The 18,717-nt window shown below is 60.3% G+C and carries 18 protein-coding genes and 1 pseudogene; 13 read left to right on the forward strand and 6 right to left on the reverse strand.

The window, feature by feature from the left end; translation table 11 throughout:
• The first annotated feature begins 14 nt into the window (after positions 1–14).
• The 12 genes from ACLH0J_RS16405 (at position 15) to ACLH0J_RS16460 (ending at position 12,318) form a co-directional block, all read left to right on the forward strand.
• Positions 15–974, forward strand: a complete 960-nt coding sequence (locus ACLH0J_RS16405; protein ID WP_411388123.1) for a nitroreductase family protein — start codon at positions 15–17, stop codon at positions 972–974.
• A 1-nt stretch (position 975) separates the two neighbouring features.
• Positions 976–1,911, forward strand: coding sequence for a glycosyltransferase family 2 protein (locus tag ACLH0J_RS16410; protein WP_411388124.1), 936 nt, complete (start codon positions 976–978; stop codon positions 1,909–1,911).
• Positions 1,912–1,980: 69 nt separating this feature from the next.
• Positions 1,981–3,102, forward strand: coding sequence for a GDP-mannose 4,6-dehydratase (gene gmd, locus ACLH0J_RS16415; protein ID WP_411388125.1), 1,122 nt, complete (start codon positions 1,981–1,983; stop codon positions 3,100–3,102).
• Positions 3,103–3,104: 2 nt separating this feature from the next.
• Positions 3,105–4,082 carry a GDP-L-fucose synthase gene (gene fcl / locus ACLH0J_RS16420; RefSeq protein ID WP_411388126.1) on the forward strand — a complete coding sequence of 326 codons (978 nt, stop codon included), beginning with the start codon at positions 3,105–3,107 and terminating at the stop codon, positions 4,080–4,082.
• The gene (locus ACLH0J_RS16425) at positions 4,082–5,290 is read left to right on the forward strand and encodes a glycosyltransferase WbuB (protein ID WP_411388127.1); all 1,209 of its coding nucleotides are present in this window, start codon (positions 4,082–4,084) and stop codon (positions 5,288–5,290) included. Before fcl ends, ACLH0J_RS16425 begins: the two co-directional genes overlap by 1 nt.
• 5 nt (positions 5,291–5,295) lie before the next feature.
• Positions 5,296–5,754: a GDP-mannose mannosyl hydrolase gene (locus tag ACLH0J_RS16430; RefSeq protein ID WP_411388128.1), complete on the forward strand. Its 459-nt coding sequence runs from the start codon at positions 5,296–5,298 to the stop codon at positions 5,752–5,754.
• A gap of 23 nt (positions 5,755–5,777) precedes the next feature.
• Positions 5,778–7,187 (forward strand): mannose-1-phosphate guanylyltransferase/mannose-6-phosphate isomerase, encoded by a 1,410-nt coding sequence (locus tag ACLH0J_RS16435; RefSeq protein WP_411388129.1) that lies wholly within the window; start codon positions 5,778–5,780, stop codon positions 7,185–7,187.
• Positions 7,188–7,367: 180 nt separating this feature from the next.
• On the forward strand, positions 7,368–7,607 hold the full coding sequence (locus ACLH0J_RS16440; protein ID WP_411388130.1) for a hypothetical protein: 240 nt from the start codon (positions 7,368–7,370) through the stop codon (positions 7,605–7,607).
• Between the two features lie 87 nt (positions 7,608–7,694).
• Complete coding sequence (locus tag ACLH0J_RS16445) at positions 7,695–8,807, forward strand: polysaccharide biosynthesis/export family protein (protein WP_411388131.1); 1,113 nt, start codon at positions 7,695–7,697, stop codon at positions 8,805–8,807.
• Positions 8,808–8,819: 12 nt separating this feature from the next.
• Complete coding sequence (locus ACLH0J_RS16450; protein WP_411388132.1) at positions 8,820–9,479, forward strand: YjbF family lipoprotein; 660 nt, start codon at positions 8,820–8,822, stop codon at positions 9,477–9,479.
• Entirely contained in the window at positions 9,476–10,246 is a 771-nt protein-coding gene (locus tag ACLH0J_RS16455; RefSeq protein ID WP_411388133.1) for a capsule biosynthesis GfcC family protein, read from the forward strand. Before ACLH0J_RS16450 ends, ACLH0J_RS16455 begins: the two co-directional genes overlap by 4 nt.
• Entirely contained in the window at positions 10,243–12,318 is a 2,076-nt protein-coding gene (locus tag ACLH0J_RS16460; RefSeq protein WP_411388134.1) for a YjbH domain-containing protein, read from the forward strand. Before ACLH0J_RS16455 ends, ACLH0J_RS16460 begins: the two co-directional genes overlap by 4 nt.
• A 53-nt stretch (positions 12,319–12,371) precedes the next feature.
• Here ACLH0J_RS16460 and ACLH0J_RS16465 read toward each other — a convergent pair whose 3' ends face one another.
• From ACLH0J_RS16465 to ACLH0J_RS16490, 6 genes and pseudogenes are all read right to left on the reverse strand, one after another.
• Entirely contained in the window at positions 12,372–13,763 is a 1,392-nt protein-coding gene (locus ACLH0J_RS16465) for an undecaprenyl-phosphate glucose phosphotransferase (protein ID WP_411388135.1), read from the reverse strand.
• 239 nt (positions 13,764–14,002) lie between these two features.
• The gene (locus tag ACLH0J_RS16470) at positions 14,003–14,674 is read right to left on the reverse strand and encodes a helix-turn-helix domain-containing protein (RefSeq protein WP_411388136.1); all 672 of its coding nucleotides are present in this window, start codon (positions 14,672–14,674) and stop codon (positions 14,003–14,005) included.
• A 31-nt stretch (positions 14,675–14,705) separates the two neighbouring features.
• A complete protein-coding gene (locus tag ACLH0J_RS16475) occupies positions 14,706–15,398 on the reverse strand; it encodes a hypothetical protein (RefSeq protein WP_411388137.1) in 693 nt (230 codons plus the stop codon).
• The gene (locus ACLH0J_RS16480; RefSeq protein ID WP_411388138.1) at positions 15,391–16,119 is read right to left on the reverse strand and encodes a winged helix-turn-helix domain-containing protein; all 729 of its coding nucleotides are present in this window, start codon (positions 16,117–16,119) and stop codon (positions 15,391–15,393) included. The genes ACLH0J_RS16475 and ACLH0J_RS16480 overlap by 8 nt, the downstream gene beginning before the upstream one ends.
• 403 nt (positions 16,120–16,522) lie before the next feature.
• A pseudogene (locus ACLH0J_RS16485) lies at positions 16,523–16,702 on the reverse strand (hypothetical protein); the annotation flags it as partial.
• Positions 16,703–16,846: 144 nt separating this feature from the next.
• A complete protein-coding gene (locus ACLH0J_RS16490) occupies positions 16,847–17,569 on the reverse strand; it encodes a pirin family protein (RefSeq protein ID WP_411388139.1) in 723 nt (240 codons plus the stop codon).
• Positions 17,570–17,750: 181 nt separating this feature from the next.
• Here ACLH0J_RS16490 and ACLH0J_RS16495 point away from each other — a divergent pair, with 181 nt between their 5' ends.
• The gene (locus tag ACLH0J_RS16495) at positions 17,751–18,701 is read left to right on the forward strand and encodes a GlxA family transcriptional regulator (RefSeq protein WP_411388140.1); all 951 of its coding nucleotides are present in this window, start codon (positions 17,751–17,753) and stop codon (positions 18,699–18,701) included.
• The last annotated feature ends 16 nt before the right edge of the window (positions 18,702–18,717 follow it).

Consider the following 18,717-nt stretch of genomic DNA (forward strand, 5'->3'; position numbering starts at 1 on the left):
AACAGGTGAAACGCATGATGGATAAAGCATGGAAGTTGATGTTGTTCGTCAGCGAGTTCTTTCGCGACATGCTCACGTTTATTCGCCACAACGGCTACTCGCCGTTCGAAAGCCGCAACAAGAAGCTGTTCTACAAAATCATCATCGAAACCCACACGGTGGAGAAAGGCCTGTCCCTCAAGGAACCCAAGCCGCTGTTCGGCAAGGACAAGATCAACAGCATCATCCACATGCTCAACGAGTACGACCGCACCTATTCCGCGCTGCCGGTGGAGATGGCTCTCGGTGCCTTCCAAGGCTACCTCGATCTGCATCGCACCTTGGGCATCAGCGACGATTTTGTGTATTACCTGGAAGCTTATGTGGAGCACCTCAAGCGTGATGGCACCGCCGCCAGCGGGGGTATCAAACAGGCCACGCCGTGGTCGGGCAATGCCGGGCTGGACGCCAAGGCGTTCCTGCAATCGCGCTCTAGCTGCCGCATGTTCCAGGCCGGCAAGATCGACAGTGGCTTGCTGACGTCACTGGTGGAGCTGGCGCAATCATCACCCTCGCAATGCAATCGTCAGTCGTCGCGGGTGCATGTGTACCAGGACCGCGCGGTGATCGCGCAACTGCTGGAACTGCAAGGCGGCTCGCGCGGGTTTGCCCAGTCGGTGGACAACCTGTTCGTGGTCACATCGGAAGTCACCGCCTGGGGCGGCGCCGGCCAGCGCAATCAGTTGTATGTGGACGGCGCCTTGTTTTCCATGGGGCTGCTGCTCGCCTGTCATGCCAATGGCCTCGGGGCGTGCCCGCTGAACCTGGCGATCCTCAACTCGGTGGAAAAGAAGATTCGCAGCGTCGGCGCCATCGCGGCCAGCGAGCGGTTGATCATGATGATCGCCGTGGGGCTGCCCGTGGAGAGCCATTTCCGGGCCGCGCGTTCACCGCGCAGGCTCACCACCGAAGTCCTGCAACTGCACGGTGGTTAAGATGAAGCGCGAAACCATCAGCGTCATCATCCTCACCTACAACGAAAGCCTGCACATCGCCCGGGCCATCGACTCCGTGCGCGCTTTCAGCGACGAAGTGCTGGTGCTGGATTCGTTCTCTACCGACGACACCTGCGACATCGCCCGCCGCCACGGCGCGCTGGTGGTGCAGCACCCGTTCGTCAACCAGGCCAAGCAGTTCCAGTGGGCGCTGGATAATTTGCCGATTACCGGCAATTGGACCCTGCGCCTGGACGCCGACGAGATCATCGAGGCCGACCTGGCTGCCGAGATCAATACGCGGTTGCCGACGCTGGCCAGTGACATCACCGGCATCAACTTCAAGCGCAAGCATATTTTCATGGGGCGCTGGGTGCGCCATGGCGGCCGGTACCCGTTGAAGATGCTGCGGTTGTGGCGCACGGGGTTGGGGCGCATGGAAGACCGCTGGATGGATGAGCACATCTCGGTGGCCGAGGGTCGCACCGTCACCTTCGAAGGCGGGTTTGCCGACCATAACCTGCAGGACTTGACGTTCTTCACCCACAAGCACAACGGCTATGCCACCCGTGAAGCGATCGAAGTGTTGAACGCGCGCCTGGGGCTGTTTGAGATCCGCGATGAGTTGCATACGGGGCAGAGTTCGTTCCAGGCCAAGGCCAAGCGGCTGGTGAAGAACCGCGTGTATAACCGCGTGCCGTTCACCCTGAGTTCGACCGCGTATTTCTTGTGGCGCTACTTCATTCAACTGGGATTTCTCGATGGCCGCAGCGGCCTGGTCTATCACCTGCTGCAAGGCTATTGGTACCGCTTTCTGGTGGGCGCCAAAGTGCTCGAGTTGGAAACCGCCATTGCACATTTACACGATAAGGAAGCCATTGTCCGGGAACTCTCGAAGTTGACCGGACATAACTTGAACCTGCCCACACCGAAGTAACTGAGCGTTTTTAACAAACACCCAAGTTTGGGTGTCGGCCTTCGCTCGCCTATCAATTGGGAGACAGACATGAACAAAGTTGCGCTTATCACCGGGATCACCGGTCAGGATGGTTCGTACCTGGCGGAGCTGCTGCTGGAAAAAGGCTATACGGTCCACGGCCTCAAGCGACGTTCTTCGTCGTTCAATACCCAGCGCATCGACCACATTTACCAGGACCCCCAGGCCCTGCATAAAAACCTGATTCTGCACTATGGCGACCTGGCGGATTCGTCGAACCTGACGCGCATCATCCAGCAGATCCAGCCCGATGAAATCTACAACCTCGGCGCCCAATCCCACGTGGCCGTGAGCTTCGACTCGCCGGAATACACCGCCGATGTGGACGCCCTGGGCACCTTGCGCATCCTCGAAGCGATCCGTCTGCTGGGCCTGGAAAAAAAGACCCGCTTCTACCAGGCCTCCACTTCCGAGCTGTACGGGCTGGTGCAGGAAACCCCGCAAAAGGAAACCACGCCGTTCTACCCGCGCTCGCCCTATGCGGTGGCCAAGCTGTACGCCTACTGGATCACCGTGAACTTCCGCGAAGCCTATGGGCTGTATGCGTGCAACGGCATCCTGTTCAACCACGAGTCGCCGCGTCGCGGTGAAACCTTCGTGACCCGCAAGATCACCCGCGCCCTGAGCAACATCGCCCTGGGCCTGGAGCAGTGCCTGTACATGGGCAACATGGACGCCTTGCGTGACTGGGGTCATGCCAAGGACTACGTGCGCATGCAGTGGATGATGCTGCAACAGGACAGCCCCGAAGACTTCGTGATCGCCACCGGCGTGCAGTATTCGGTGCGTGACTTCATTCGCTGGTCGGCGGCGGAACTGGGCCTGCACCTGCGCTTTGTCGGCGAAGGCCTGGAGGAAGTCGCGGTGGTCGAGAAGATCGACGGCGACCTGGCGCCGGGCATTCTGGTGGGGGATGTGATTGTGCGCGTCGACCCGCGTTACTTCCGTCCGGCGGAAGTTGAAACGCTGCTGGGCGATCCGTCCAAGGCCAAGCAGAAACTGGGCTGGACCCCGGAGATCAGTGCGCAGGAGATGTGTGCGGAGATGGTCCGCGAAGACCTGAAAATCGCCCAGCGTCACGCGCTGTTGCGCTCCCACGGGCACGACACCCCGATTGCCGTGGAGAATTGAGCATGGCTCGTGATCTTGATGCACGGATCTTTGTCGCCGGCCATCGCGGCATGGTCGGTTCGGCCATCGTGCGCCGCCTGTGGGCCCTGGGGTATACGCAGATCCTCACGGCCAGCCGCGATGAGCTGGACCTGCTCGACCCGGCGGCGGTGCAGGCGTACTTCGCCCGGCAGCGGGTGGACCAGGTGTACCTGGCGGCCGCCAAGGTCGGCGGGATTCACGCCAACGCGACGTACCCCGCCGATTTCATCTACCAGAACCTGATGATCCAGGCCAACGTGATCCACGCCGCCCACAGCCATGGCGTGGAGCATCTGTTGTTCCTCGGCTCCTCGTGCATCTACCCGGTGCACGCGCCGCAACCGATGATCGAAGCGGTGTTGCTCGACGGTGCGCTGGAGCCCACCAACGAACCCTATGCAGTGGCCAAGATCGCTGGCATCAAGCTGTGCGAAAGCTACAACCGCCAGCATGGTCGCGATTACCGCAGCGTGATGCCCACCAACCTGTACGGGCCTGGCGACAACTACCACCCGGAAAACAGCCATGTGATCGCCGCGTTGCTGCGACGTTTCCATGAGGCCACGCAGCGCGGCGATGAGGAAGTGGTGATCTGGGGCAGTGGCCGGCCGCGGCGCGAATTTCTCCACGTCGACGACATGGCGGCAGCCAGCGTGCACGTGATGGAACTGAGCCCCGAGCGCTATCGCGAGCAGACCCAGCCGATGCGCTCGCACTTGAACGTCGGCACCGGCGTGGATTGCACCATCGCCGAACTGGCCCAGGCCCTGGTGCGGGTCACCGGGTTCAAGGGGCGCCTGCGTTTCGACGCGAGCAAGCCCGACGGCGCACCGCGCAAGTTGCTCGATGTGAGCCGTATCAACGCTCTGGGCTGGGAGGCCTACGTGCCGCTGGAGGACGGTCTGCGCGATGCCTACAACGCTTATCTGGCGGCGCTCGAACAACCTCGGGGCCAGTAATGAAGATCCTCCTGTATGGCATCAATTACAGCCCGGAGCTCACTGGCATCGGCAAGTACAGCGGCGAACAGGCACGCTGGCTGGCGGGCCGGGGGCATGAGGTCCGGGTGGTGACGGCGCCGCCGTATTACCCGCAGTGGCAGGTGGGCGAGGGCTATTCGTCGTGGCGTTATCGCACCGAACAGGATGACGGCGTGACGGTGATTCGCTGCCCGCTGTATGTGCCGCGCCAGCCCAGCGCGTTGACGCGGTTGCTGCACCTGGTGAGTTTTTCCGCCAGTTCGTGCCTGGCGGTGCTGGGGCAACTGCGCTGGAAACCGGACCTGGTGATCCTGGTGGTGCCCACGCTGTTTTGTGCGCCCCAGGCGCTGTTGCTGGCCAAGCTCAGCGGCGCGCGCTCGGTGCTGCATATCCAGGACTACGAAGTGGATGCGATGTTCGGTCTGGGGATCGGCGGCGGCTCCTCTCTGCGCCGCCTGGCATTTGGCATCGAGCGCTGGCTGTTGCGGCGCTTCGATCGGGTCTCGACGATTTCCAGCGGCATGCTCGACAAGGCCCGCAGCAAAGGGGTGAACGGCGAGCGCTTGCTGTTCTTTCCCAACTGGTCGGAAACCGCGCGCTTTCGCCAGGTGCCGCGCAACCACGCGTTGCTGCAGCGCCTGGGTGTGCCGTCCGGGGCGCGGGTGTTGTTGTACTCGGGCAACATCGGCGAAAAGCAGGGCCTGGAACTGATTCTCGACGCCGCCCAGGCCTACGCTGATCGCGCGGACCTGGTGTTTCTGATCGTCGGCCAGGGCACCGGCAAGGCGCGCTTGCTGGACCGCGTACAACGCGACGATCTGCACAATGTGCTGTTTGCGCCCTTGCAGGCCTATGACGATCTGCCGGCGCTGCTGGCATCGGCCGACGCGCATCTGGTGATTCAGAAGCGTGGGGTGGCGGACGCGGTGTTGCCGTCCAAGCTCACCAACATCCTGGCGGCGGGCGGCAACGCCATCATCACCGCCGACCCCGATACCACCCTCGGCCGCTTGTGCGAGGAACACCCTGGTATCGCGGTGTTGATCGAACCGGAGTCCGTCGCGGCGCTGAACGCGGGGATCGAACGGGTACTGGCATTGCCCGTACGAAATAATGTGGCGTTGAACTACGCCAAGGAGTTCCTTGACAAGGAACACATTCTGCAACGTTTTCTGGCACAGGTTTGACGGGTATGTGGCTTGATTTACCGACCTTCAATACGGTCGTAACGTCGACGCCGTTGGTGGCGATCGACCTGGTGGTGCGCAACAGTCGCAACGAGGTCTTGCTGGGCCTGCGGCTCAATCGGCCGGCGTATGGTTACTGGTTCGTGCCCGGCGGGCGCATTCAAAAGAACGAACGCCTGGATGACGCGTTCCGGCGCATTGCGCGCGACGAATTGGGGCAGCCTTTCGAGCGCGCCAATGCCAGACTGTTGGGCGTGTTCGAGCATTTCTACGATGACAGTGTGTTTGCCAACGCCGGTTTCGGGCCGGACACCCATTATGTGGTGCTCTGCTATTGCCTGGAGCTGGCCGACGATGAAACCCTGCAGCCGCCCACGGAGCAACACCAGCAATTCCATTGGTGGCCACAGGATGAACTGCGTATCAGCCCACGGGTGCATGAAAACACCCGTGCCTATTTCTGACTCTCTCTCCCAAGGATGCTCTCATGTTATTACCCGTGATCATGGCGGGAGGTTCGGGGTCTCGCCTGTGGCCGCTCTCGCGGCAGCTGAACCCCAAGCAGTTCCTGCGTCTGACCGATGCACACCTGTCGATGCTGCAGCAGACCATCACTCGGCTCGAAGGCGCCAATGTCGCCTTGCCGCAGTTGATCTGCAACGAACAGCACCGCTTCCTGGTGGCCGAGCAATTGCGCCAACTGGACATGGAACACGCGAGCATCCTGCTCGAACCGGTGGGGCGCAACACTGCGCCGGCCATCGCGCTGGCGGCATGCAAGGCGCTGACCGAAGCCGATGACCCGATTCTGCTGGTACTGGCGGCGGACCACTTGATCGAAGATATCCCGGCGTTTCATGCCAGCCTGGAAGTGGCGCTGCCGCTGGCACGGGACGGCAAGCTGGTGACGTTTGGCATCACCCCCACCAGCGCCCACACCGGCTACGGCTACATCGAGCAAGGCGACGCAGTGGGCGAGGGCGGTTATCGGGTCCGGCGGTTTGTCGAGAAACCGGATGAAGCCACCGCGGCGGCGTATGTGGCCAGTGGCGCGTATTTCTGGAACAGCGGCATGTTCATGTTCCGCGCCAGCCGCTACCTGCAAGAGCTGGAACGCTTCCAGCCGGCCATCCTCGAAGCCTGTCGCGTGGCATTGGAAGGCGGCAGCCAGGACCTTCCGTTTACCCGCGTGCATGCGGCCACCTTCGCCGCGTGCCCGGACGACTCGATCGACTACGCGGTGATGGAAAAAACCGACGACGCAGTGATGGTGCCGTTGCGGGCCGGCTGGAGCGATATCGGCTCCTGGTCGGCGCTGTGGGACGCCAGTGAGAAAGACGCCGATGGCAACGTGATCCGTGGCGATGGACTGGTCCTGGACACCCGCGACACCTATGTGCACGCCGACAGTCGGCTGGTGGCCACGGTGGGGGTGCGGGACTTGATCATCGTCGAGACCAAGGACGCGGTGCTCGTCGCCCACAAGGACCAGGTGCAGCAGGTCAAGGGCATCGTCGACCAGCTCAAGCAGGCCGGGCGCCACGAGCACCTCAACCACCGCGAGGTGTATCGGCCCTGGGGCATGTACGACTCGGTCGACAATGGCCTGCGTTATCAGGTCAAGCGCATCACCGTGAAGCCGGGGGCCAAGTTGTCGGTGCAGATGCATCATCACCGTGCCGAGCACTGGATCGTGGTCAGCGGCACGGCCCGCGTCACCAATGGCGAGCAGACGTACCTGGTCTCGGAAAACCAGTCGACCTATATCCCCATCGGTCAGGTGCATGCCCTGGAAAATCCAGGGGTGATTCCCCTGGAACTGATCGAGGTGCAGTCCGGCACTTATCTGGGCGAGGACGATATTGTGCGCTTCGAGGACAAGTACGGCAGGGTCTGACGTTTTCCGACAATTAATAACGTTTTATATAACTTACGGTGCCGCAATGCATTGGCAGCCGGGCGCTTGGCTGGAAAAACGTTATTTTCAACTCGGTGTACTTAAAGTTACGTCGCTGGTGCGTTGTTTAGTTGGATGGCACTATCGGCCCGGCTACTCACTGACGATAAGGAGTCTGTTATGAGAAAACCATTGGCTATTGTTTTGCTCAGTGTGATGAGTACTTCTGCATTGGCCGCTGAGTTGCCGTTGTGGCTCAACACCACGGTGGTCGGGTCGGTGACGGTCGGTGAAACCCTGCTCGTCGGCAGCGCCCTCATCGCCGGCGCCGCCGCCGCCTCCAACAGCGGCGGCAGCTCCAACGGCGGCACCACCACCGGTACCACAGGCACGACCGGTACCACCGGTACCGGTAACTAAGTTGTAAACCTTCCGCTTTCAGACCGCTTGGATTCCCCGCCCAAGCGGTCTTTTTTTCTTGTCGATTATCGCGAGTGTCCTAGCACCATGATGCGTATTTTTTCTGTGGCGGCCGTGGCCGCTGCATTGTTGCAAGGCTGCATGTTTGCCCCCGGTCAATATATGGATACCGCGGCCTTGACCGAAGAAGGCGGCGCTGAAAGTAGTCGCGTGGAATTAATTCCGATTACGCCAAAGTTATTGGCCATGGACGCGGCGACTCAAGTGCCTTATTCCATCGCGCCGGAATTATTGAACTATAAACCGAGCCCTTATCTGATCGGCGCCAACGATGCGTTGTATATCACGGTGTGGGATCACCCCGAACTGACCGCGCCTTCCGGCCCGCAGCAGCAGATCGACGCCAACGGCCGGCTGGTCAACCCGGACGGCAATCTGTTCTACCCCTACGTCGGTGAAGTGGTCGCCAAAGGGCGGACCCTGGCTGCGTTGCGCGTTGAAATCACCGAGAAACTGCGCCAATACATCGACAGCCCTCAGGTGGACATCAGCATCCTGCGCTTTGCCAGCCAGCGCGTCGTGGTCACCGGTGCGGTGGTCAAGGCCGGGCCGGTGCCGATCACCACGATCCCGATGAGCGTGATGGAAGCCGTTGCCGCGTCGGGCATCGACTCGAACAATGCCGATCTGTCCAACCTCACGCTCACCCGTGGTGGCAAGCGCTACATCCTCGACCTCGACACGCTCAACCTGGAGCAGTCGCGCTTGAACGATATCTACCTCAAGGACGGCGATCAGTTGTACCTGCCGTACAACGACCGCAAGCGCATCTACGTGATGGGTGAAGTCATGCAGCCTCGCGCGCTGACGTTCAAGACCCGCAACATGAACCTGTCCGACGTGCTGGGCTCGGCGGGCGGGATGAACCAGAACACCGCCAATGCCGACGCCATCTACGTGATTCGCGGCGCGCAGAACATCGACGTGGAACCGGCCAAGGTGTTCAAGCTCGAAGCCACATCGCCTTCGGCCATGGCCCTGGCCACCCGCTTCGATGTGCAGCCCCAGGACGTGGTGTTTGTCGGCCCGGCCAATATCACGCGCTGGAACCGCTTTATCAGCCAGTTGGTGCCATCCGCGTCGATCATCGGCATTGGTGCCTCCACTCAAAACAATTTGAGCGAAGCCAACAGCCGATAAGGTGGAACCTGCGTGAACAGTCTGAACATCGCAACTTACGCGGGGTTGGCGTGGCTGCTGGCTGGCTGCAATCCGCTGATGACCGCCTCCATGGATACCTTCAAGGCGGCCGTGGCCGGGCCTGAGCCGCTGGCGTTGACCCAGGCTCAGGTCGACGCGGTGCCGTTTCCCCAGATCAAGGTCACCACGGTGTCCAGCGAAGGGGTGATGGCGCTGATTCGCCAGCGCGGCGACCTGCAGTTCTGGGTCGCCTCCGGCAAGCAGGTGCTGCTGATGCGCGACGGCCTGGTGGTGCGCACGGTGGGTCTGGGCGTCGACCTCAATGGCACGCGCTGGCAAGACCCGTCGCCGTTCGCGCAAGGGCTGCATCGCGTGCCGGACGGCTATCGCAGCACGCGCCGGATCGACCTGGTCGACGGCTATCGGCTGGGCATTGCGGTCACCAGTCGCCTGACCCGCAAGGGCATGGAGACCCTGGAAATTCTCGACAAACCCTACGCGCTGCTGCGGGTCGACGAAGACATCGAGGCTGCAGCATTAGACTTTCATGCGCGCAACCGTTACTGGGTCGACCCCGCCAACGGTTTTATCGTGCACAGCGAGCAGCACCTCACCCCCCGCCTGACCTTGACCATCACCCAGCTGCAACCGACCCGCAAGGACGCCCCATGACTGTTCGAAAACTCGCGGCGCTGGCGCTGTTGTACGGCTGCACGCCGGTGTGCCTGGCTGCCGCCGTGTCGGTCAGCGGCCAAGTGGCCCATCCCGGGCCGGTCGCCCTGCAACCCGAGACCCGCTTGCTTGACGTGCTCACGGCGTCGCAGCCGGATGCCGAGGGTTATTGGCTGGGCGCGGCCTGGCTGCATCAACCCTTGCTGGAACGCCAGGCGCGGCTCAAGGCCGGCGTCCTGTTCGACCTCGACACCCTGCGCCGCGCCGCCTTGGCCGCCGGCCGCGAGGGCAGGGCCCATGTGGCCGCGCAGCTCTATGAACAGGTGCAGGCGCTGCCGGTGACCGGCCGCCGCCTGACGTCGCTGGACCCGGTAGCGGTGGAAGTCGGCTTTGCGCCTAACCCGTCGATCAGCGATGGCGACCGCCTGGTCTACCCGCCACGCCCCGACAGCGTGCGCGTGCTGGGTGCCGTCGCCACGGCCTGCACCCTGGCCTTCCAGCCGATGCAACGGGCCCGCGACTACCTGCGCGCTTGCCCGTCAGGGGCGCAGGCGGATGCCGACTACCTGTGGCTGATCCAGCCCGACGGCCACGTCACGCGCCTGGGCAATGCCCCGTGGAACCGTGAAGACGGCGTGCCGCCCGCGCCCGGCAGCACCTTGCTGGTGCCGATCCGCAGCGATGACCTGGACCCGCCCACCCCCGAACTGAATCAGCAATTGGCCGAATTCATCGCCACCCAACCCCTGGCCGAGGTCACGCCTTGAAATTATGTATTGCGGCCGTGCTGCTGGTGCCTTGTGGCGTTGCACACGGCGATCCCCGTTACACCCAAAGCGATTTTGGCGGTGTCGGATTGCTGCAGACCCCCACCGCCCGCATGGCCCCGGCCGGCGAACTCAGCGTGAATGCCAACCGCACCGAACCTTACAGCCGCTACAGTTTTTCGATGCAGCCGCTGGACTGGTTGGAAGGCACTTTCCGCTACACCGCGATCACCAACCGTCCTTATGGCGCTGAATCCTTCAGCGGCAGCCAGAGTTACAAGGACAAGGCCGTCGATGCCAAAGTGCGTTTGTATCAGGAAAGCCATTGGCTGCCCGAGGTGGCCGTGGGGTTCATGGACCTGGGCGGTACCGGGCTGTTTTCCAGCGAGTACCTGGTGGCCAGCAAACGCTATGGCGATCTGGACTTCAGTGCCGGTATCGCCTGGGGCTACATGGGCAGTCGCGGCGATATTGGCAACCCGTTGGGGGCGCTGGATGACCGCTTCAACGAGCGGCCCACCGCCGAAGGCTCCGGCAGTTTTTCCAACGGCTACTTTCGCGGGCGGGCCGCGCTGTTTGGCGGCGTTGCCTACCAGACGCCCTGGGCGCCCTTGAGCCTCAAGCTCGAAGTGGAAGGCAACGACTACAAGAACGAACCGCGCAGCAACAGCTTTCGCCAGGATTCGCCGGTCAACGTCGGCCTGGTCTACAAGCTCGCCGATTCCATCGACGTGAGTGCCGGGTGGGAGCGGGGTAACACTGCGATGTTCGGCATCACCCTGCACACCAATTTCGTCAGCCGCAAGGCGCCGGTGAAAACCTACGACCCGCCGGCGCCCAAGTTGCCCGAGCAGGCACCGACCACGCCGATGGACCAGGTGGATTGGGCCGCCGTGTCCCAGCGCCTGCACGACAACGCCGGCTACAACGTGCGCAGCATCACCCAGCGCGGGCCGGAGTTGTTGGTGTACGGTGAGCAACAGCGCTATTTCTACAGCGCCAAGGCGGTGGGGCGCGCCAGCCGTATCCTCGACAACAGCGTCAATGACCAGATCGATTGGTTCACCCTGGTGAACGAACGCTACGCCATGCCGATCGAGGCCACCAGCGTGCCGCGCAACACCTTCCGTGAAGTGGTCAACAACCGCGAGGACTTGCAGGACCTGCACCGGCAAACCGAAGTCAATCGCGCCGACCCCCCTACCCAGACCGTGCTCTACACCCAAACGCCGAAACCCTTCAGCTACGGCCTGGGCCTGGGCTACAAGCAGAACGTCGGTGGCCCGGATGGCTTGCTCTACCAGATATCCGCCGACCTTGACGCTGAGTACCGTTTCACCCGCAACACCTGGTGGAGCGGCTTGCTGAGTGTCAACCTGCTGAACAACTACGACGGCTTCACCTACGACGCACCCAGTGGCTTGCCGCGGGTACGCACCGACCTGCGCAAGTACATGACCACCTCCGATGTGACGCTGCCGACCTTCCAGCTCAACCACGCGGCGCGGCTGGACCAGGACTTGTATGGCATGGTCTATGGCGGTTTGCTGGAGTCGATGTACGCCGGTGTCGGCAGTGAAGTGCTGTACCGCCCGATGGGCCAGGGCTGGGCGGTGGGGGCGGATCTGAACTACGTGCGCCAACGCGGCTTCGAGCAGGACTTCAGCCTGCGCGACTACCGCACCGTCACCGGGCATATCACCGGCTACACCGACTTGCCGTTCAACCTGCAGGGCGCCTTGAGCGTCGGCCGTTACCTGGCCAGGGATTGGGGCGCCACCCTGGATTTGTCGCGGGAATTCAACAATGGCGTACGCATTGGCGCGTGGGTCACCCGCACCAACGTGTCCAAGCAAGACTTCGGCGAAGGCAGCTTCGACAAAGGCCTCTACCTGTCCATTCCGTTCGATGAGTTGATGAGCCTGTCGACCATGCGCCGTGCCAACGTGGTCTGGGCGCCGCTGACACGTGATGGTGGGGCACGTTTGAATCGCGCCTATTCACTGCATTCGATGACCGACGGGCGCGACAGTGAGCTGTTCTACAAGAACATCGACAAGATCACCGAATAACACCTCGATACCCGTGTAGGAGCGAGCAAGCTCGCTCCTACACGGGTAGGGGGTCAGTAGATGTCTTTGGACAGCAGGGTAAACGGCGTCTTGATCAGGATCTTGATATCCAGCCACAGCGACCAGGTGTTGATGTAGCGCAGGTCGATATCCACGCGCTTTTGCATCTTATCCAGGGTCTCGGTCTCTCCCCGGCAACCATTGATCTGCGCCAGCCCGGTGATGCCGGGCTTGATGCGATGGCGGGCCATGTACGCGTGGATTTTCCCCGAGTAAAAATCGTTGTGCGCAATCGCATGGGGGCGTGGGCCCACCAGCGCCATAGTGCCTTGCAGCACGTTGAACAGCTGCGGCAGTTCGTCGATGGACGTGCGCCGGATAAATCGGCCCACCGGGGTGATGCGTGAGTCGTTGCGGCTGGCCTGGCGTACCTCGTGGTCGTCGTGCACGCGCATCGAGCGGAACTTCCACACTTTGATCACCTGGCCGTTCCAGCCGTGGCGGTCCTGCTTGAAGATCACCGGTCCAGGGGAGGTGAGCTTGATCAGCACGGCGAACAGCAACAACAGCGGGCTCAGCACGATGATCGCCAGCAGGGCCAGGGTTTTGTCCAGCAGCGCTTTGCTCAGGGCTGCCGTGGGGCGGCTGGTCAGCGGGCTTTCGTTGAGATAGATCGCCGGCAACCCGTCCACCTCGGCCACGCAATGGTTGAGCAGCAGCATGTTATTGAGGTCGGGTACCCAGATCACATCCACACTGATGTCCAGCAAGTTGAGGTACAACGCCTCGATGTGGGTGGCATCTTGCAATGAGTGGGTGATGTAGAGCCGGCGAATGCCATGCTGGCGGATCAGTTGCGGCAATTGTGGCAGTTCGCCGAGGATGCGCGAGGTCGCGCCTTCGGCGGCATCGGTGTGGCTGCCCACCAGCCCTACCAGCGGCGAGCGCTTTTGGCGCGAGAGAGTGTTGGCCAGGTCCACCGCCAGTTTGCCGGTGCCCACGATCAGTGACTTATGTCGCTCGTGAAGTTGGCGGTGGTAATACCGGGATAAACTATGCAGCGGTATATAACTGAGTGCCAATAACGGATAGCTGACGGCAGCCCACAGTAATAGCGTTTCCAGCGGAAATAACGAACCGGCATTACACACTATACCCACGGCAAACAAGATGCCAATGGTGAGCAGCCAGCCCATGAATAAGCGCCCCAGGCCCACGGCGTAATCATCTTTCTTACTATAGACATCGCACAGGCTATATGCCGGGAGCGAGGCCAGTATGGTAAAGGCGGCCAGCACTCGATAGTTATACTCAAGTTGCCCCGTTTTCCATAACGCCAACATAAATAATACGGCGACGACCAAACTCGATGCGAGTGTCCATTGGCCCCAGAACGTCAAGCCTTTGGGGGTCAGGTTTCGATGCATTCTCGTGTTGTTCAGCATAGTTCTGCTCCCGGTGGTGACCACGCACGTGGTGGCAGGATTTAAGAAATTAAAGGTATAAAAACAATGGGCACGCGAAGTCGCGTACCCATTGATAGTAATGAAGGGCAGGGGGCAATGGCTGACGAGTTATAACAAGGTCAGGGGCATATACTTAGTGCTGGATGTTATAAAAAGGCAGATAGAAGAGTGTGATAAAAGGCCGGGTGACTGCTAACGTCCAAGTTGTTTTTTTTGTTTTATCGGCGCGACGGGTTGAGGTCCAATGGTTTCTTGATTTTCTGCGTCAGGCAATAACCCCGGTTCCTGACAGCACGGAACAGGCGTTCACCGTCGTTGGCTCGCTTGAACTTATCCTGCAGGCGACTCAGGCACATTTCCAACCCACGATATAAATCGGGTTCGCGGCCTATATTGCGGATCAACTCTTCTTTACTGACCACACGTTCTTCATGGTGCAACATCTTTTTAATCAGCGCCGATTCAATGGTGGTCAAGGAAATGCGCAGGCCGCCTTTGACCAGTGCTCGGTCATGTTGAGTGAGCAGCCAGAAATCCTGCGCATGCAGGTGAGTGTTCTCGGTGCTTGTCTGTTCGGCGAGAGCCGGGTGATGCAGCGTGCTGTCATGATCCTTGGGCGTTGGCATTCTGGATTCTTGTCGTACCGTGTTGAACGGATGCGAGGGCAAGCTGATGTTGTGAGTAAAGACGTAGGTGCTCAAACGCTGGCGGATCGGTTGCGTGTCGCGCGCGCCGGCGTGCGGGTGCGTGAGCGATGGGTGGTCCTCAGCGCGGTCCGCTGGTGAGGGGGCATTGCCGTCGTAATAAAAAAAATCTGCATTGGGGGTGAAGTCCTGCAGCCCGATTGCCGCCAGTTGCGAAGTGAAATCGTACTTCTTTAAGGAGCTCATAGTGTCCACCGATCTCAGGAAGGTGAAGTTGTTATAGACAGTCAGCAGGGGAGTAATAACCGCCCTGAAAGTATTCAAAAGGCAGGTTCTTGGCCAGCAGCGCACTGTCGGCGAACTCGATGGTATCAGCGATGAAGCACACTCTGGATGCGCTGATCAGCTCTAGCATGCGGTCATAGAGCCGATCGAACAAATCGGAACGCGTGTTGAGGCTCAGCCTGAGGGCAGAATCCGGGAAGGGCATCTTTATATAGTCGTAGAGCTTGAGGTCGATCAGCAGGTCTGCCGGCTTTGTATCGAGTCGGTAGTTATTGTAGGCGAGGGTGATACCACACTGGTCTTTCAACGTGTAGAGCTGGCGCACCATTGCCCGGCGTTCCAGCGGGCCGGGCAGGGCATCCAGGGGGTTGTCGATACTGAGGGTGAAGGGTTGTTTCTGCTTTTCCAGTTCGCGGGCTGTCTGGATGATCGCCTTGAGTACGTCGTTGTTCATCAAGGCGAGTTGGCCAATGCGCAGAAACTTGTGGTTCAGCACCTGGGACGCTTTGGGGCCGGGGCGGACATGCCGCAATGCGTGGAGGCAGGCACTGTCACAGTGTTCGCGATCCAGGTCGCCGATGACCCTGATTTCACTGCCCCATAACCCATGGGCACGATCGACGATTGCTTGTCTGACGATCCTGAAGTCCATGTTTTCTGCCGGGGATTTTTTTTCGCTATTCACGGTTAGACCTCTCCTTGGCGGATTGGAAATGGCTGGCGCAAATGAGGCCCTGGCTGAGTTTGTAGCCATATCCGCGGATATTCTGGATGACGTTTTCTCCGTAGTGCGCTTTGATTTTGCTGCGTAAACGGCTGATGGATTTTTCCAGCGCTCTCGAATCGTAATACTTGGTATTAAGGCCCATGACGCTGGCAATCTCATTGTGACTAAGCAGGCGATTTTGAATGAGGGCGTCCAGCACTCTCATTTCAACAAAGGATATTTCCAGCTTTTTGCCGTCACCATACAGGCACATGCGATCCTGATCGAGTATCAGTGTGCAATGATTGAGCCGAGCACTTTCACTGAGAAACGCATCAAACACGCTTAATTTTTTTTCAGGGGAGGTTTCTACGACCTTGACGCAATAATCCGCACCGGCCAGGTAGTATTTTGTCTTGCTCAACGTGGAGGCGAAAGTGACGACGACAAATATCGTGCACTCCGGATTTTCATCTCGGGCTTTTTTTATTATGTCCAGGGTTTGACTGCTGGCGGAGGGTGTATCGACTTCTATAATGATGGCACGGTAGTGGTCGTGACTTTCGTGGGGGTCGACTAGTTGCCCGTAGCAACGTGTATCGACTTTTAAATTATTCGCTACAGTGCGAACTATAAGCTCCCGAAAATCCTCCGATTTCGATTGAGTCCGTGCAATAGCGAGGACATTGGAAAAATGCATTACCCTACTCCCTTTCCCGGCATGCAAGGCCGTCAGTTCAATCGCTGCTAGCGTTTAGATACTAATCGAATTGATTACGGGCAAACGTGACAAATTTTAACATTTGCACTTGGTTTGCACGAGAGAAGGGAGGTATAGAGGGATATAACGGGGGTGGTTGCACTGACTTACACACAGGCTAGTGCAAATATTTAATCTTCGATAAGTATTTTAGCCTCAACGGTTTTTTCGCCGCGCGGGGCTTGGCCCTTTATTGTGTATGGTTAAAAGGCCATCACCCACGGCGACCCGACGACAGGGACATGATGCGGCAGAGTGACGCTAATAGTGTCAGGCGAAAAAAAACCGGCTGATCAGGCCGGTTTTGGGGGACCTCGCAGACGTTGCAAGGTCAGGCGTGGTTGTCCAGCAGACGATCAGCACCGCCTTCGGCCAGACCACGTTCCAGCAGACGATCAGCACCGCCTTCAGCGACACGGCTGTCGATCAGGCGATCCGCACCGCCTTCAGCGACCACAGGGTGAGCAAAAGCGTTTGCAGCCAGTACCGAGAAAGCAAGGCTAAGCAAGATTTGGCGTTTCATGAGTGTGTACTCCGAGTGTTTTAGTGGGGTGTTGCCGGGTATGGGGTTGATGTTACGCGTTGCATTTTTTTGGAGAACTTCATTGGGGTGATGGTGACTATCGACGCCAGCGATGGCCCGTTGCGCGGGCCATCGTCGAGTCGGTCATGGCATCTGCGGCAGCTCTAGAGGGCGCAGGTCGAACACCAGCACCTCGGCATCCTCGCCATGGCTCAAGCGGATCTGCCGCTCGTCCCGCACCCGGGCACCGTCGCCTTCCTGCAAGCGCTGGCCGTTGACTTCAACGCTGCCCCGCGCCACATGGACGTAGGCATGGCGGTCCGGCGGCAGGTCCAGGGTCGCGGCTTCGTCAGCGTTGAACAGCCCGGCGTACACCCGTGCATCCTGACGTACGCTCAAGGAGCCGTCGGCGCCGTCCGGCGAGATGATCAGTTGCAAGCGCCCACGTTTCTGCGCCTCGCTGAAGTGCTCCTGTTGATAGCGCGGCTCGGCACCGGCGATGGCGGGCACGATCCAGATCTGCAGGAAGTGCACACCACGGCTCTGACTGTGGTTGAACTCGCTGTGGGCCACGCCGGTGCCGGCGCTCATCAGTTGCACATCGCCGGGACGAATCACCGAACCGGTGCCCAGGGTGTCCTTGTGTTCCAGGGCGCCTTCGAGCACATAGGAGAAGATTTCCATGTCGCGGTGCGGGTGCTGGCCGAAGCCACGGCCGGCGGCGACGCGGTCATCGTTGATCACCAGCAGGTCGGAAAAACCCTGTTCGGCGGGGTTCCAGTAGTTGGCGAACGAGAACGTATGAAACGACTTCAACCAACCGTGATTGGCGGCGCCGCGTTCGGAAGCTTTGCGAAGGGTCAGCATGGTCTTGTCCTCAAGTGAGCGCGGGCTGCGAGATGCAGTGCGCTGGTGTTGGGAAGAAGATTACTGGTTACTGAAATGTTCATTAAGAAGCTGAAGTCTGAATAACTGTCGCGTTCAGATTGACAATAAAGGGCGTGCCATAATGCTGTCTGCCTTTTTCTACTCGATGGATTCTTCCCCTATGAACACCGTGGCCATGGCGCTCTTTCCGGACTTCCTGCTGCTCGACATGGCCGGGCCGCTCGAAGTGTTTTCCATTGCCAACCGCTACCTGCCGCCAGCGGCGCATTACCAGATCCTCACGGTCGGCACCGAACCGGGCCCGTTGCGTGCCTCCAACGGCGTGGTGGTGCAGGCCGATCTGCTGCTGGAGCAGGCCCAGGGCGCCTATGACTTATTACTGGTGCCCGGCGGGCCCGGTGCCTATAACGAATGCCATCCCGACTTGTTGCCCTGGCTGAAAGACGCTGTCCCTCGGGCGCGGCGCTTCGGCTCGATCTGCACCGGGGCGTTCGTGCTGGGGCATGCCGGCCTGCTCGACCATCACCGGGTCACCACGCACTGGCACTACACCGAGCGTTTGATCAAGGCCTTCCCCAAGGCCATCGTCGAGACCGACCGCATCTACCTGCAGGATGGACGGTTGATCACCTCGGGCGGGGTCACTGCGGGTATCGACCTGGCGCTGTCGGTCGTGGCCCAGGACCACGGCAAGGAAGTCGCGGTGGAAGTGGCCAAGGTGCTGCTGGTGGTGATGAAGCGCCAGGGCGGCCAAGCCCAGTTCAGCCCGATGACCGCCGCGGTATCGCCCCAGGAAACCGCGATCACCCGGGTGCAGAACCAGGTGCTGGCACACCTTGAGCAGCCGCATAGCATCGAGTCGATGGCCGAACTCGCCGGCCTGAGCCCGCGTCACTTTGCCCGGTTGTTCGCCAAGGAGGTGCAGATGACTCCGATGGCCTTCCTGCAAGGCGCGCGCATCGACCGCGCGCGCCAGTTACTGGAAGCCACCGACCTGCCGCTCAAGACCGTAGCCTTTCACGCAGGCTTCGGCAGCGTGCGGCACATGCGTGCGCTATTCAGTGAAAAGCTCGGCCTGAACCCGACCCAATACCGACAGCAGTTCAGTTAACGACAGGATGTCCGTC

The sequence above is a fragment of the Pseudomonas sp. MPB23 genome (assembly GCF_046605395.1).
Lineage (GTDB): Bacteria > Pseudomonadota > Gammaproteobacteria > Pseudomonadales > Pseudomonadaceae > Aquipseudomonas.

Bases quoted from the DNA above. Each gene is read 5' to 3' on its own strand.
- ACLH0J_RS16405 (WP_411388123.1), top strand. From the start codon at position 15: ATGATGGATAAAGCATGGAAGTTGATGTTGTTCGTCAGCGAGTTCTTT.
- ACLH0J_RS16410 (WP_411388124.1), top strand. From the start codon at position 976: ATGAAGCGCGAAACCATCAGCGTCATCATCCTCACCTACAACGAAAGC.
- gmd (WP_411388125.1), top strand. From the start codon at position 1,981: ATGAACAAAGTTGCGCTTATCACCGGGATCACCGGTCAGGATGGTTCG.
- fcl (WP_411388126.1), top strand. From the start codon at position 3,105: ATGGCTCGTGATCTTGATGCACGGATCTTTGTCGCCGGCCATCGCGGC.
- ACLH0J_RS16425 (WP_411388127.1), top strand. From the start codon at position 4,082: ATGAAGATCCTCCTGTATGGCATCAATTACAGCCCGGAGCTCACTGGC.
- ACLH0J_RS16430 (WP_411388128.1), top strand. From the start codon at position 5,296: ATGTGGCTTGATTTACCGACCTTCAATACGGTCGTAACGTCGACGCCG.
- ACLH0J_RS16435 (WP_411388129.1), top strand. From the start codon at position 5,778: ATGTTATTACCCGTGATCATGGCGGGAGGTTCGGGGTCTCGCCTGTGG.
- ACLH0J_RS16440 (WP_411388130.1), top strand. From the start codon at position 7,368: ATGAGAAAACCATTGGCTATTGTTTTGCTCAGTGTGATGAGTACTTCT.
- ACLH0J_RS16445 (WP_411388131.1), top strand. From the start codon at position 7,695: ATGATGCGTATTTTTTCTGTGGCGGCCGTGGCCGCTGCATTGTTGCAA.
- ACLH0J_RS16455 (WP_411388133.1), top strand. From the start codon at position 9,476: ATGACTGTTCGAAAACTCGCGGCGCTGGCGCTGTTGTACGGCTGCACG.
- ACLH0J_RS16465 (WP_411388135.1), bottom strand. From the start codon at position 13,763: ATGCTGAACAACACGAGAATGCATCGAAACCTGACCCCCAAAGGCTTG.
- ACLH0J_RS16470 (WP_411388136.1), bottom strand. From the start codon at position 14,674: ATGAGCTCCTTAAAGAAGTACGATTTCACTTCGCAACTGGCGGCAATC.
- ACLH0J_RS16480 (WP_411388138.1), bottom strand. From the start codon at position 16,119: ATGCATTTTTCCAATGTCCTCGCTATTGCACGGACTCAATCGAAATCG.
- ACLH0J_RS16490 (WP_411388139.1), bottom strand. From the start codon at position 17,569: ATGCTGACCCTTCGCAAAGCTTCCGAACGCGGCGCCGCCAATCACGGT.
- ACLH0J_RS16495 (WP_411388140.1), top strand. From the start codon at position 17,751: ATGAACACCGTGGCCATGGCGCTCTTTCCGGACTTCCTGCTGCTCGAC.